General features: G+C 39.3%; 15 protein-coding genes and 1 pseudogene. 9 read left to right on the forward strand and 7 right to left on the reverse strand.

Annotation, left to right across the window (positions count from 1 at the left end; all coding sequences use genetic code 11):
* Positions 1-28 precede the first annotated feature (28 nt).
* From IEV17_RS15190 to secB, 3 genes are read left to right on the forward strand one after another with little or no spacing between them, the layout of a single operon-like run.
* On the forward strand, positions 29-445 hold the full coding sequence (locus tag IEV17_RS15190) for a rhodanese-like domain-containing protein (protein ID WP_004664144.1): 417 nt from the start codon (positions 29-31) through the stop codon (positions 443-445).
* Positions 446-456: 11 nt separating this feature from the next.
* Positions 457-717, forward strand: coding sequence for a glutaredoxin 3 (gene grxC / locus IEV17_RS15195; RefSeq protein WP_004664142.1), 261 nt, complete (start codon positions 457-459; stop codon positions 715-717).
* 27 nt (positions 718-744) lie between these two features.
* Positions 745-1203: a protein-export chaperone SecB gene (secB, locus tag IEV17_RS15200; protein WP_004664141.1), complete on the forward strand. Its 459-nt coding sequence runs from the start codon at positions 745-747 to the stop codon at positions 1201-1203.
* Between the two features lie 60 nt (positions 1204-1263).
* Here secB and IEV17_RS15205 read toward each other — a convergent pair whose 3' ends face one another.
* The 3 genes from IEV17_RS15205 to IEV17_RS15215 form a co-directional block, all read right to left on the reverse strand.
* Positions 1264-1872: an alpha-ketoglutarate-dependent dioxygenase AlkB family protein gene (locus IEV17_RS15205; RefSeq protein ID WP_004664139.1), complete on the reverse strand. Its 609-nt coding sequence runs from the start codon at positions 1870-1872 to the stop codon at positions 1264-1266.
* Positions 1859-2701, reverse strand: a complete 843-nt coding sequence (locus IEV17_RS15210) for a bifunctional transcriptional activator/DNA repair enzyme AdaA (protein ID WP_004664138.1) — start codon at positions 2699-2701, stop codon at positions 1859-1861. Before IEV17_RS15210 ends, IEV17_RS15205 begins: the two co-directional genes overlap by 14 nt.
* A 203-nt stretch (positions 2702-2904) precedes the next feature.
* Positions 2905-3282: a cytochrome b562 gene (locus IEV17_RS15215; protein WP_004664136.1), complete on the reverse strand. Its 378-nt coding sequence runs from the start codon at positions 3280-3282 to the stop codon at positions 2905-2907.
* 279 nt (positions 3283-3561) lie between these two features.
* Between IEV17_RS15215 and IEV17_RS15220 the strand changes: the two genes are divergently transcribed.
* Positions 3562-4050 carry a phospholipase C/P1 nuclease family protein gene (locus IEV17_RS15220; RefSeq protein WP_004664134.1) on the forward strand — a complete coding sequence of 163 codons (489 nt, stop codon included), beginning with the start codon at positions 3562-3564 and terminating at the stop codon, positions 4048-4050.
* A gap of 19 nt (positions 4051-4069) precedes the next feature.
* Here the strand turns inward: IEV17_RS15220 and coaBC are convergent, their stop codons facing one another.
* Positions 4070-5326 carry a bifunctional phosphopantothenoylcysteine decarboxylase/phosphopantothenate--cysteine ligase CoaBC gene (coaBC, locus tag IEV17_RS15225; protein WP_004664133.1) on the reverse strand — a complete coding sequence of 419 codons (1257 nt, stop codon included), beginning with the start codon at positions 5324-5326 and terminating at the stop codon, positions 4070-4072.
* 110 nt (positions 5327-5436) lie between these two features.
* Between coaBC and radC the strand changes: the two genes are divergently transcribed.
* Complete coding sequence (gene radC / locus IEV17_RS15230; protein WP_004664131.1) at positions 5437-6159, forward strand: RadC family protein; 723 nt, start codon at positions 5437-5439, stop codon at positions 6157-6159.
* Positions 6160-6203: 44 nt separating this feature from the next.
* Entirely contained in the window at positions 6204-7115 is a 912-nt protein-coding gene (locus IEV17_RS15235) for a bestrophin family protein (RefSeq protein WP_004664130.1), read from the forward strand.
* Between the two features lie 212 nt (positions 7116-7327).
* On the opposite strand, the pseudogene IEV17_RS15240 reads toward IEV17_RS15235, so the two are convergent.
* Positions 7328-7728: pseudogene (locus IEV17_RS15240) on the reverse strand (PHP domain-containing protein); the annotation flags it as partial.
* Positions 7729-7942: 214 nt separating this feature from the next.
* On the opposite strand from IEV17_RS15240, the gene IEV17_RS15245 reads away from it, so the two are divergent.
* From IEV17_RS15245 to IEV17_RS15255, 3 genes are all read left to right on the forward strand, one after another.
* Positions 7943-9289: a sphingomyelin phosphodiesterase gene (locus IEV17_RS15245; protein ID WP_004664126.1), complete on the forward strand. Its 1347-nt coding sequence runs from the start codon at positions 7943-7945 to the stop codon at positions 9287-9289.
* Between the two features lie 12 nt (positions 9290-9301).
* Complete coding sequence (locus tag IEV17_RS15250; RefSeq protein ID WP_004664124.1) at positions 9302-10231, forward strand: lipase secretion chaperone; 930 nt, start codon at positions 9302-9304, stop codon at positions 10229-10231.
* A 115-nt stretch (positions 10232-10346) separates the two neighbouring features.
* Positions 10347-10814 (forward strand): hypothetical protein, encoded by a 468-nt coding sequence (locus IEV17_RS15255; protein ID WP_034601933.1) that lies wholly within the window; start codon positions 10347-10349, stop codon positions 10812-10814.
* A gap of 31 nt (positions 10815-10845) precedes the next feature.
* On the opposite strand, the gene IEV17_RS15260 is transcribed toward IEV17_RS15255, so the two are convergent.
* Positions 10846-12792 (reverse strand): acetyl/propionyl/methylcrotonyl-CoA carboxylase subunit alpha, encoded by a 1947-nt coding sequence (locus IEV17_RS15260; protein WP_004664122.1) that lies wholly within the window; start codon positions 12790-12792, stop codon positions 10846-10848.
* On the reverse strand, positions 12792-13625 hold the full coding sequence (locus tag IEV17_RS15265; protein ID WP_004664121.1) for an enoyl-CoA hydratase/isomerase family protein: 834 nt from the start codon (positions 13623-13625) through the stop codon (positions 12792-12794). The genes IEV17_RS15260 and IEV17_RS15265 overlap by 1 nt, the downstream gene beginning before the upstream one ends.
* Position 13626 lies beyond the last annotated feature (1 nt).

Here is a 13626-nt window from a genome sequence, read left to right on the forward strand (position 1 = left end):
CAATTTTGATTTTAACTTTAGGTGACTTGTGGAACGCTGGTTAGAGTTTATGGGGAATCACCCCTTCTTGTTTGGTGCGCTCGGCGTGTTAATTGTGTTGTTCTTTATTTTAGAAGGACAACGTAATGGTCGTAAAATTTCACCACAATCACTTGGTATTTTGGTCAAGGCAAAAAATGCCATGTTGATCGACTTACGTGATGCGAAAGATTTCCGTGATGGCCATATCAGTGGTAGTCAAAATATTCCATATAGCCAAATCACTAGTCACATTGATGAGTTAAAAGCAAGTGATCGTCCATTGGTATTTATTTGTAACTTAGGGCAAGTTGCAGGCTCTGCATTGCAAAAAGTTGCTCATACGGATAGCTATCGTTTAGATGGTGGTATTAGCAACTGGAAAGCTCAAGGCTTACCTTTAGTGAAAAGTAAAACCAAAGCTTAAGGAGAGATGAAATGACAACCTCAAACGTCACAATTTATTCAACGCTTTCTTGTCCATATTGCGTACGCGCAAAACAATTATTGGAGCGTAAAGGCGTTGCTTATAAAGAAATTAATCTTTCCAACGAAGCCCCTGAAGTTCGTATTGAGTTAATGCAACGTACCAATCATCGTACTGTGCCTCAAATTTTTATTAAAGATCAATTTATCGGTGGTTTTGATCAACTTTATGCTTTAGAGCGTGAAGGTAAACTCGACCAATTATTAGCTTAACAACACTCCAAGATTTAAGGAAAAACAATGAGCGAAGAACAAGTTCAACCACAACTCGCGTTAGAACGTATTTATACAAAAGACATTTCTTTTGAGGTTCCTGGTGCGCAAGTATTTACTAAACAATGGCAGCCAGAACTCAATATCAATTTATCTTCTTCAGCAGAAAAAATTGATCCAACACACTACGAAGTGTCTTTAAAAGTTGTGGTTCAAGCAAATAATGAAAATGAAACTGCGTTCATCGTTGATGTAACTCAATCAGGTATTTTCCTTATTGATGGTGTAGAAGAAGATCGCCTTCCTTACATCTTAGGTGCATACTGCCCAAATATTCTATTCCCATTCTTACGTGAGTCTGTAAATGACTTAGTCACTAAGGGTAGCTTCCCACAATTGTTACTTACACCAATTAACTTTGATGCTGAGTTCGAAGCAAACATGCAACGTTTACAAGCGGATGCTGATGCGCAGGGTCAAGCATAATTACGCTGATCATAGTATTAAAAAAGGACTGATTTTCAGTCCTTTTTTATTGTCAAATAATCAATCAACAATTGTTCTGAAAGTCAAATTAACTCTAGGTGTGGTCACTTTCTTGGTTGGTGGTAAACGATGTAGCCAGTAGCTTTGAGTCGTATCTTTCATGACCAATAAACTACCATGCTCTAAGTACAACTCGACTTTTTCTTTACTGTGTTTATGTTTAAACGCAAATTTTCTTTCTGCCCCAAAACTGAGTGAAGCGATTGCACCATCTCTTTTAAGATCTGTTTCATCATCACTATGCCAAGCCATGCCTTCTTCACCTGTATGATAAAGATTGAGCAGACATGAGTTGAATAATTCACCTGTTAAACTTTCGACAAGTACCTTTAATTCGAGTAATTCTTTTGTCCAAGGCAACGCGTATTTATTGATATTTGAATAGGTATATTCAAATGCCTGATCACCATACCAAGCCACTTTTCTTTTGGTGATAATTTTTCGCCCAAAAATGATTGCTTGATCATTTTCCCATGCAATATTTTGCATGAGCTTGTCAAAATAATCGTCTGCTCTCAAATTTGGAATCACCTTTCCATAATATTGAACAGTGCCTTGGTAGGGTAAATAGTTATGACTTGGATCTGCATCAATATCAAATAGTTGCATGGGTATGTACGCCCTCCCAAGCAATCATTGCCGTTTTTCTCAACTGTCCCCATTCATATCCGCCGAATGCACCTGTCGATTGAATCACACGATGGCATGGGATCAAGAAAGCAATCGGATTACTACCAATTGCGGTACCCACCGCACGTGCAGCTTTAGGATGATCAATCGATTTTGCAAGCTCTCCATAAGTCGTGAGTTGACCCATTGGAATTTTGAGTAAAGATTGCCAAACCTTCAACTGAAACGCTGTCCCTTTTAAATGTAATTTAATCTTGGCCAATTGATTGTGATCTGTCTGAAACAGTGCCAAAGCACTTTGCTGAAGTGAATCTGATTGAGCAATAAACATTGCTTTAGGAAATTGTGCTTTTAAATGCTGTAAAGCTTCTGTTGTATTTTTTACAAATGTTAAAGCGCAAATTCCCTTGGATGTTGAAGCAACTAAAACCTCACCGAATAATGTTTCTGCAAATTGATAAGAAATTGTTAAAGCTTCCCCACCATTTTTATATTCAGCAGGTGTCATTCCTTCAATCTGAAGAAAAAGATCATGTAATCGACTGGTACTCGATAAACCTGTGGCAAAAGTCGCATCAAAGATACTGCCCTGTTGCTGCTTCAGAATCTGTTTTGCATATTCAATACTGGTATATTGCAAAAATTTCTTAGGGCTCGTCCCCACCCATTCCGTAAACAGACGTTGAAAATGTGCTGGGCTCAAATGAATATGAGCTGCCACCTCTTCAAGTTGTGGCTGCTGCTGAAAATTTTGTTGAATATAAGCAATTGCTTGAGCAACTTTCTGATAATGTTGTTGTGAGGACATAGACCACCTCTCATCATTCACATTTTCACTGTATCAATTCTAAAATGCAGTGAAAATCTGAATCATGCTAAGTTTAAGTTTTTGTTTATTCTTCTCTCTGTACAAATAAAAAACTGCGCTCATTCAAGCACAGCTTTTAAAAGATAGAACATAAAATACTTTAGCTCATTACAAGGGATGACTCATCAATCATATCGATGAGATTAGTGTGTATAGTATTTATGTCCCTGATCACGTAACTCGGCAATTTTTTTGCCTTGTTTTTTTGCTTCATCTAATTTACCTGCTTGAACAAGTACTTTAGCCTTATCAATCTCAACAATAATTTGATCAAATAAAGCTGTTGAGGTCGGTACTTTGTCCGTTGTATTTGCAGCTAATTTATATTGTTTTGAATGCGTTGCTGCATTACGCATATTATTTAAAGCAGTTGTCGCTGCTTGTGGATTTTCAGCTTGGTTAAACGCTTTATAGTTTTTACCTAAAGCTTTCATATCATCAGATAAGCCCGCAGCCATAACGGTGCTGCTAAGGGCAAGAGAAGAAAACATAATCACGGTGGCTAAAGTTTTTTTAATCATCAAGATATCCTATCGAAAACTGTGGCTGTAGATGGCTGATCAGAAGCAAAAATTATTGAACTCTGATTTGGCTGCATATATTGCTGCGCTGTTTTAGCATACATAAAAAATGCAACGATTTCGTTGCATTTTAATAAAAGGATATGTGTGCAGTCATAGGATGTAGACATTTTAATCACACACTCCATGATCTGTTCCATAAAAGATGTTATTCATAACGCTACTATCCTGCTTTATGATGGCAGATCCAGATAAAGAACCATAATAAGAGCGAATAAAATGCCGATCACACCTTTACACTTAGGAATTGGCTGTTGTTGTAAAGCAATTGGTCAACAACGATTTAGCATGATGATTTTTGCAGGTACACAGGTTTTAATGGATATTGAACCTTTATTGGGTTTGATCTATGGCTGGCAATATTTACACCTATATACACATAATTTAATGGGTGCGACTCTCATAGGTAGTATTGCTCTCCTGATCGGTAAACCTATCAGTGAATGGGGGTTATCAATTATAAGTCATAGAAAATGGAACATCTCATGGAAAACTACTGCGATCAGTGCCTATATCGGTAGTTTTAGTCATATTCTCTTAGATGCCTTCATGCATCATGATGTTTATTTGTTTTATCCATGGATATTACAAAATCCATTATTAGGCTTAATTCCTTATTCAATTATTTTTTATGGCTGTGTATTCAGTGCCATTTTAGGCAGTTTATGCTGGTTCATTATTTTGAAACTTAAAAAGAAGGGAGTGTAAAACACTCCCTTGATCCATTCTATAAACGGCGCCGTAATGCATCCGCAATTGACTCCACCAATTGTTGTGAAATCTCTTGTTTTGATGCTTTCTCTAATTCGCGTTTTTGCATATGGTAAGACTGGGCAAAGAAAACCGTCATTGCATTTTCGTCTGAGGCAAAACCAATATCAGGGCGTGATACATCATTACACGCAATCATATCGAGTTTTTTAGCAACCAATTTTCCTGCTGCATATTGCTCAACATTTTGGGTTTCAGCTGCAAAACCAACCATAAATGGACGTTGTTGTTGCTCTGCAATCGTCGCCACGATATCTGGGTTCTTCACCAAAGCGACTGCAAGTTCATCACCTGCTTTTTTAATTTTATGTTCTGCAACTTGAGCCACGCGATAATCAGCAACTGCCGCCGTCGCAATAAAAATATCACAACCTTCTTTAAGCTGATTCATACTGACATCAAGCATTTGCATGGCTGAACTTACATTAATTCGTTGTACACCATTTGGTGTATCTAAACTCACTGGACCTGCAACTAAAGTGACTTTTGCACCAGCTGCGTAACAAGCGGCTGCTAGTGAAAAACCCATTTTACCAGTACTGTGATTGGAGATATAACGAACAGGATCAATTGCTTCTCGTGTCGGACCAGCTGTAATAGTGACACGTTTACCAGCCAATAAGCCAAATTTTTCAGCAATCGCACGCTGAGCTTTATGAAAATATGCAGCAACTTGACGTGCCAAATCTTCAGGTTCAGGCATACGTCCTAAGCCGACATCACCACATGCTTGTTCGCCAGCATCAGGCATAATGACATGTACACCATCTTCAACCAAAGTTTGCAAATTACGCTGAGTCGCTTTCGCTGCCCACATTTGTTGATTCATCGCAGGTGCAACCCACACAGGGGCTTTCGTTGCTAAATATAAGGTGCTCAGTAAATCATCTGCCAAACCATTGGCAAATTTTGCAATGCTGTCACAACTTGCAGGTGCAACCAAAACGAGATCGGCCCAACGCGCCAATTCGATATGCCCCATGCCTGCTTCTGCTTCAGGATCCAATAATTCAGTATGTACAGGATTACCTGACAAAGCTTGGAAAGTGAGCGGTGTAATAAATGCTTGTGCGCCGTGCGTCATTACGACACGAACATCGAAACCAAAATCTTTTAAACGGCGTACTAAAATCGCACTTTTATAGGCAGCAATACCACCAGTAACCGCTAATATAATGTTTTTATGTGGAATAACACTTAGATCAAAGCTCACAAACAGGATACCTTACTGTTGCAGTGGCGCTCACAATAGCATTAAATACGGTCATACCCAAGTGATGTACTTGGAAAAATCATCATCATAAAAAAATTACGTGAATAAAAATGAATCAATCTATAAAAACTTGGCCTGAACAAGAACGCCCACGTGAACGCTTATTACTACAAGGTGCGCAAAGCTTATCTGATGCAGAACTTTTAGCAATTTTTCTACGTTCAGGCTCAAAGCAACATTCTGCTGTTGAACTATCTCGGATTCTGATTCAACATTTTGGCGGCTTAAATCCAATTTTTGATGCTTCACTTGAGGACTTATCTCAATTTAATGGAATTGCATCCACCAAATATGCCCAATTGATGGCCGTCAAAGAGTTAGGAAGACGTTACCTGCATAATTATTTTCATCAACAACGTTTATGTCTAGATACCTCAAGCTTAGTACTCGATTATTTACGCTATGAACTTCAAGGTGAAAAACAAGAGGTATTTGCTGTATTGTGTTTAGATGCTGAGCTGAGAAAACTACATTTTAAAAAACTCTTTTTTGGTTCACATCATTCATGCAGCGTTTCACTGAATCAAACCTTACGTTATGCCTTACAACAACAGGCTTGCCAAATCGTGGTTGCACATAATCATCCTTATGGTGTTGCTCAACCTTCACCAGAAGATATTTATCTGACTCAGCAACTCAAACAAGCCTGTAAACTCGTTGAAATTAAACTGATTGATCATTTCATTATTGCGCCTGATGCTCATTTTTCATTTTCTGAACAACAACTACTCAGCCCTATTCAAATCAAGCAATCTGAGCTTGACAAAGCATAAATCTAACCCGAACATCAACACATAAAATTAATGATTCAAATAACATGATTGTCCGTGATCAACCGAGTATTTTTAAAGTTTTATTCTCATGGCGCGGGACGATTTTACCTAAAATTTTACCCTCTCTAGGATTTGTCATGCTCATCTCTGCCATTATTGGTGGTGTTGAGTATGTAGATCTGTATCGATTTCCAGAAATTCCTTTGGTAGGTTTTACACTGATTGGGGTTGTCCTTTCGATTTTTTTGGGTTTTAAGAATACAGCTTGTTATGATCGCTGGTGGGAAGCACGTAAGCTTTGGGGTGTTTTAATTGCAACTTCTCGTCATTTTGACCGTGACTGTCGTGTATTAACTCAGGCTCGCCGTGAACGTATTATTCAAAATGTAATTGTATTTGCGAATGTGTTACGCGACCGCTTACGCCACCAAACAGCAAATCCCACTGAACTTACGGAAACCAGTGGTCTAAGCCAGCAAGCACTAACTCAACTCTATCAACAACATAATGCACCGCAATACACACTTAGCCTGATTCAATGGGAACTATTACAAGCCATGAAAGAAGGTGAAATATCAGATATTATTTATACTCAAATGAACCGCCATGTCGCGGCTTTAAGTGAAATGCAAACGGGTTGTGATCGTATTGCGAATACCCCGATTCCATTTGCCTACTCTGTTTTACTGAATCGTACTGTATATTTTTTCTGCTTTATGCTGCCGTTTAGTTTAGGGTCTTTATTAGGTCTAGTAACCCCACTTTTAGTCGGAATTTTGGCTTATACATTTTTGGGGTTAGATGCTTTAAGTACAGAAATTGAAGAACCATTTGGAACACAAAGCAATGACTTGCCTTTAGATGCTATGGTGCGTTCAATTGAAATTGAGTTACTGGGAACATTGGGTCGCCCAACACCACCACCGATTCAAGCACATGATCATAATTTATTGTAAATTATAATTTTAGATAAACCGATGACGTTTTGTTCAGTTGTAATCAAACCCAGTATTTGATGATTTATCAAATACTGGCAGTGGCAAAGATTGATTTTTAGATTAAAGAAATCATTTGATTACAAAACCGTGAAACATCCATTGTATGCCCCATAAAATAATGATCAAAAAGATGATGATTAAAAATAATTCTATTTTTCTCATGCGCAGATTTATCTAAAACTTTCCCAAATACCTATCTGCCCTTCTTTCACTCTAGGTGTATTACCCAGTTTAATCCACGGCATATTTTCACCATGAAAATCACTACCAATCGAAACAGCCAAATCAAACTGCTGAATCATTCGATCCACCATTTGACGTGTTGAGACCGGTTCTACACTCGGAGGAAGTTCAACAGCATCTCCACCCGATTCAGCAAATAATTCAATTAAATAACGAATATTGGTCGCTGATAAATCATATCTGGTTGGATGTGCTAAAACTGCGAAGCCTTGGCTGGCATGGATCACGTCAATCGTTTCTTTCAACCCTAAACCTTCAAATTTCACAAATGCTTTTTTCCTTCTTTAAGAAAACGGTCAAATGCTTGTTGTGGGCGACTGACAATATTTTATAATTCTAATAAATCACACTAACATTCAATCATGTTAAAAAATTATCAATAAGTTCAGATAAATGGTTGTTTTTTTACATGCGTTGGCAATATATTTTCATTATTATAAATTTCGAACAAATAACAATCACTAAATTTTCGAAAATGAATATTTTATAATTATTGGTTGTCCTTTGTTCATTTATCATTATGCACTATGGAGAGATGTATTATGGGGCTGAGAAGTTTAAAGTTTGGCGCAGGGTTTGCACTGATTTTAGGAGGTCTTGCTTCGCAAGATGCAGTTGCTGATTCTTATGTATTTGTGACCAATACCACACCACAAACTGTTTCTGTTCAAATCAGTCAAACAGGTACACATATTTTACAACAAGGCAATGAATGGGCGCAGGAAGCAACTCAAATTGCACCATACGAAACTAAACGCGTACTTCGTATCAATCGCTATACGGGTCTAAAATCAGGAAAAACCTATAATTTCGATACAGTTGTAAGTACAGGTAATTCACAAGTCACGTTGAAACAAACAATGACGGGAACTTGGTCTGGTAGTACGATTAAGCATGGTATTCAAACGGCGACCACTACTTCACCATGGTATTCAGACCGTGATATTCATCGAATCAATACAACTTACGCTGGTTTATCTGCACAAGCCGCAGTAAAAGCTGAATATACTGGAGGCTATGATGATTTCCATTACACGATTCATCAAAATACAGTGCAAGAACCTGTTTCTAGCAGTGCAGATGAATTAAAAGTACTGACTTATAATGTATATGCTCTGCCAATGGTCGCAAGCAAGATCAGTGAACGTTTGGCTGAGTTACCAAATCATTTAAATGGTTATGATGTGATTATGATGCAAGAAGCTTTTGCTTCTTCTCGTACAGGTATGCTGAATCAACTCGCTCAACAATATCCATATCAAACCCATATCCCTGTTGGTTCAGGTTATAACTTATTTGATAGTGGTCTCGTGATCGTTAGCCGCTACCCAATCGTGAAAACTGCACAATTAATCTATCCAGACTGTACAGGAACGGATTGTTTTGCTGATAAAGGCGTGTTGTATGCTGAAATTATTAAAAATGGTAAAGCCTATCATGTGACTTCAACACACACTGCATCATTTGATACCGATGAAGCACGTGCCCTTCGCCAAGTTCAATTCCAGCAAATTCGCCAGTTAGTCAATCAACAAAATATTCCAAGTTTTGATGCTGTGTTGATGGGCGGTGATTTCAATGTCAATAAGTTGTTATGGCCTCAAGATTACCAAAATATGCTGACTAATCTCAACGCAACAGCAGCGCCAAGTACAGGTTATACCGCATCGACATTTGATCCACGTGTCAATAAATTAGCAGGTGCGGCTGGTTCAGGTGGCACAGCCGTTGAATATTTAGATTATGTGGTGGCTTCAAATACACATCGCCAACCTACACAATCTCGTAACGATGTGCGTATTTTACGTACCACAGCAGATCCTTTGTACATGACTTGGGATCTCTCAGACCATTTCCCTGTAATGGGACAATTTAATTACAGTCCATAAGCAGGATGCTGTATGAATAAAAGACTATTGCTGACAATTATTATTGTTTTAGTGGTCTTGGTCGGAATTGTAGTTTGGAAGAGCACCGCCTCTTCCGCTGCAATTCAGCAAACCAAATCCACCTCATCATCCGAAAATTCATCTGTACAGATGAACGATGCAAATATGTCAAATAAAAATAAGGATGAATTGCTGCAAGACGCTTTATTAAAGCAACTGAAAGTATTACAGCAGCAGCCTGGCAATATCACAGAATTCCTTAATAATTTTAAGGCGAATTGTACAGTGACTGATTGTAATGCAGCTTTAGCAAAAGCATTAGCCAATTATCCTGATCAAGCGTTTGCGCATTTAGTTGAAAATTTACTTAAGCGTATGCCGCAATATGAGCAACAAATGCAAAGTACAGTCTTATCGACATCTTTATCGCCTAAACAACGTTTCGAGGCATTGTGGAAACTCAGAGAACAGACTTTAGGGCAAGCCGAAGCGATGCTTGGCTTTGGGCAAGAACGTAATTATGCAGACTATCGTTTTGCCTATAATGATTTGACTCAGAATCAAAATCTGAGTGCGGAACAGCGTCTAAAAGCTTTTGAGGCATTACAGCGTCAATATCCTGATGCAACAAAACAGGAAAGCAAAATGGGGCTTTATGAACAAGCGATTCAATTACTGAATCAAAGTTCAAATAATCCTGCTGAGATTGCAAGTTTGAAACAAAAATTGCAGCAGCAGTATTTAACCGAACAAGAACGACACGATATTCAACTTCGTGATCAACGTGAAGTTCAACAGCAGCAGCAAGTCAATCAATATCAGCAAGCCGTGCAACAGCTCCAACAAGAAATGCAGCCATTAAAATCGCAGCTTTCTGATGCAGAATGGCAAAAACAATATGAAACCCGTTTGCAAGATTTACGTCTCAAAATGTTTTCTTAATCATCATTTTTAAAACCATCTGTATCATGAACATGGATGGTTGAATATACGTTTTAACCAAATATTGTGGTATTTATAAAAAGGAAAACTAAGATTATTGATGGAAATCAAAGGAATGAACTATCCAAAATTTCAACATGACTTAAATATTGCACTTGAATCAGAAATCTTAGGAGAATTAATTTTTCTGAATGCTGCTCAACATGCTCGTTCTATAGAACAACAGCAAAAATGGAAAACATTGGCACAACTGGAAACTCAAACACTTCAACGGTTAGGAGATTTCTTAGTACAACAGGGGCACACTGCTTCAATTCGACCACACATTAAGTTGCAAGCGAAAGCATCAGGTATCGCGATGGCAAAGCTTCCGTGGAAAGTTGCGATGCATTTACTCAAACAAGGTACAAAACCTTTTATGGAAACATTTGAGCGAATGAATCAACATGCCGATGCAACGACTCAAGAATTTCTTCGATACTTATTGGCACATGAACAAGCACTAGCTGAATTTGCAACCCAAGAATTAAAAGGAAATTCCAGACACTCATTGGTCGCGGTTGAAAGGCTATTAAAAAGCTAGGCGTAGAACCTAGCTTTTTAATTTACACATTTTATGCAATCGCGACATTTAATAATAATTGTCGTTTTTTCACTTGTTGTCCAATTTGACCAATCAACTCATCTACCACGCCGTCAACATCCGACTTGATTTGTTGCTGGATTTTCATGGCCTCCAAGATCAATAAGGTTTGTCCCTTAACAACCGTGTCTCCAGCATTAACCAATAGATTCACAATCGCCCCATCCATCGGCGCACGGATTTTACCATCCCCTACCACTTCAGCAGCTTCAGGTGCGGCATAGGTGATATTTTCAATCACTAAATTACCATTCGCTGTATCTAAATAGAGTTGGTTTTGATCAAGTACATAACTCAATTTACGGCGCACACCATCAACGTTATAGATGATCTGAGTATCGCTTATTTCTACAACCTGAATCGTACAGTGCTGATCACATAATCGCACGGTAACTTGCTGTTGATCCATTTCGACTTGTAGTGACAGTTGTTGATCTGCACATTTCAACTTTAATGGCAGCGGCGTTGCAATACCTGTTTGCCATGCCGTTTTTGAAGCCTTGTGTTGCGCAAATAGTGTTGCTGCAATCGCTAGACTTTCAAGGGTTGGAACTTGTTGATGTAGGCTGACGTCATCCTGAAAATGCTGCTGGATAAATGCAGTATTGGTATCACCCGCTACAATAATCGGATGACGCAATAAATTTACCAAAAATTGTTTATTGCTATTTACACCAAGCAATACACAATCATCAACAGCACGCGCTAATAGACGAATGGTATCTTCACGGGTTTTACCATAGGCAATCACCTTCGCCACCATCGGATCATAGAATGGGCTAATTTCACCCGCTTCTAACATGCCATGATCAATACGGACATTAGGCAATGCCGCAGGTTGCCAACGTAATACTTTTCCCGTTTGTGGTAAGAAATCCTGACGTGGATCTTCTGCGTATAACCGCACTTCGATCGCATGTCCATTTAAACTAAGTTCATGCTGCTGCAAGGGTAGAGTTTCACCATTGGCGACACGGAGTTGCCATTCGACCAAATCTAGTCCCGTAATCATTTCTGTTACAGGATGCTCAACTTGTAAACGAGTATTCATTTCAAGGAAATAAAACTCGCCAGACTGATCCAGTAAAAATTCAACCGTACCTGCGCCGATATAATCACAGGATTTTGCTGCCGCCACCGCAGCTTCTCCCATTTTTTGGCGTAACTCAGATGTCATTACTGGGCATGGTGCTTCTTCCACCACTTTTTGATGACGGCGTTGAATTGAACAATCTCGTTCAAATAGATAAACATAGTTGCCATGTGTGTCACCAAACACTTGGATTTCCACATGACGAGGTGCAATCACCGCTTTTTCAATAATTAATTCACCTGAACCAAAGGCATTTTCGGCCTCTGAACGTGCAGTTTTTAAAGCTTCCAACAAATCAACAGACTGGTGCACCAAGCGCATGCCACGCCCACCACCACCAGCAGATGCTTTCACCATCAATGGAAAACCAATTTTTTCCGCTTGCTCAGCCAAGTATTCAATATCTTGCTGATCACCCTCATAACCAGGTACACACGGTACACCTGCATCAATCATGGCAATTTTGGATAAGCGCTTGCTGCCCATTAAATGAATCGCAGCAGCGTTTGGCCCAATAAAGGTGATACCGTTATCGCTACAAGCTTGGGCAAAATCGGTATTTTCAGACAAGAAACCATAACCTGGATGAACTGCATCTGCGCCTGTCTTTTTGCAGGCTTCAATAATATTGGTGATCGACAGATAGGATTCTGAAACTTTAGATGCACCGATATAAACCGCCTCATCGGCAACTTGAACATGGCGTGCATTTGCATCTGCATCTGAATACACAGCAACAGTTTGATAACCCATTGCTTTGGCCGTTTGCATCACACGAACTGCGATTTCACCACGATTTGCGACTAAAACTTTTGAAAATTTCATCATTGCTCAGTCCAATTTGGTAAACGTTTTTGAATAAATGCCATCGTTCCTTCTTGACCCTCTAATCCGCCAACGGCTTGAGCAAACTGCTGTGCAGCAGCATCAAGTAAAGAATCTAGAGGCTCATTTAACGTCCGATGTAGCAATGCTTTGGTGTTTCGAGATGCCAAAGGCGCAGCACGTTTGATCTGTTGAATGGTGTCAGCAAGCAATTGCTCAAGCTCAACGTCATCACGCACAACTTCATGTATTACACCTAACTTCTGCGCAGTCTCACCATTAAAACGTGAACCTAACAGCGCCAAACGACGCGCTTGGGTCAGCCCAATCCGTTTCACCACGAAAGGTGCAATTTGTGCAGGTAATACCCCAAGCCCTGTTTCAGGTAAGCCAAACTGAGCATTATCACGACTAATCGCTATATCAGAGACACATGCTAAGCCAAAACCACCGCCGAGCACTGCCCCTTCTAAAATTGCAACAATCGTTTGAGGAGCTTGATCAACTTGTTCAATCATGGCACCAAAACGACGGTTAAAATCAACATAGGGCTGTAAGCTGCCTGCATTGGCTGATTCAATGCGTAATGCAGCCATATCCTTAATGTCACCACCCGCACAGAAATGCCCGCCTTTACCACGCAAAATTACCGCACGAATAGACACATCATTAGCAATGTGAGCAAAGACCTGTTGAATGGCATTGACCATGTTGAGACTCATGGCATTACGGCTTTCAGGTCGATTCAGCCACAACGTTAAAATACTGCCTTGTTGTTCAAGTTGGATACTTTCATCCACTTGTAAATCAGTAAGAGAAGTTGAAAGTGTCATT

It is taken from the genome of Acinetobacter modestus (assembly GCF_014636095.1).
GTDB classification, from domain to species: Bacteria; Pseudomonadota; Gammaproteobacteria; order Pseudomonadales; family Moraxellaceae; genus Acinetobacter; species Acinetobacter modestus.

Excerpts from the sequence above, each read along its gene's own strand:
- IEV17_RS15205 (WP_004664139.1), bottom strand. The coding sequence starts at position 1,872 with ATGCAACTATTTGATATTGATGCAGATCCAAGTCATAACTATTTACCC.
- IEV17_RS15210 (WP_004664138.1), bottom strand. The coding sequence starts at position 2,701 with ATGTCCTCACAACAACATTATCAGAAAGTTGCTCAAGCAATTGCTTAT.
- IEV17_RS15235 (WP_004664130.1), top strand. The coding sequence starts at position 6,204 with ATGATTGTCCGTGATCAACCGAGTATTTTTAAAGTTTTATTCTCATGG.
- IEV17_RS15255 (WP_034601933.1), top strand. The coding sequence starts at position 10,347 with ATGAACTATCCAAAATTTCAACATGACTTAAATATTGCACTTGAATCA.
- IEV17_RS15245 (WP_004664126.1), top strand. The coding sequence starts at position 7,943 with ATGGGGCTGAGAAGTTTAAAGTTTGGCGCAGGGTTTGCACTGATTTTA.
- IEV17_RS15260 (WP_004664122.1), bottom strand. The coding sequence starts at position 12,792 with ATGAAATTTTCAAAAGTTTTAGTCGCAAATCGTGGTGAAATCGCAGTT.
- grxC (WP_004664142.1), top strand. The coding sequence starts at position 457 with ATGACAACCTCAAACGTCACAATTTATTCAACGCTTTCTTGTCCATAT.
- radC (WP_004664131.1), top strand. The coding sequence starts at position 5,437 with ATGAATCAATCTATAAAAACTTGGCCTGAACAAGAACGCCCACGTGAA.
- IEV17_RS15215 (WP_004664136.1), bottom strand. The coding sequence starts at position 3,282 with ATGATTAAAAAAACTTTAGCCACCGTGATTATGTTTTCTTCTCTTGCC.
- IEV17_RS15250 (WP_004664124.1), top strand. The coding sequence starts at position 9,302 with ATGAATAAAAGACTATTGCTGACAATTATTATTGTTTTAGTGGTCTTG.
- IEV17_RS15265 (WP_004664121.1), bottom strand. The coding sequence starts at position 13,625 with ATGACACTTTCAACTTCTCTTACTGATTTACAAGTGGATGAAAGTATC.
- secB (WP_004664141.1), top strand. The coding sequence starts at position 745 with ATGAGCGAAGAACAAGTTCAACCACAACTCGCGTTAGAACGTATTTAT.
- IEV17_RS15220 (WP_004664134.1), top strand. The coding sequence starts at position 3,562 with ATGCCGATCACACCTTTACACTTAGGAATTGGCTGTTGTTGTAAAGCA.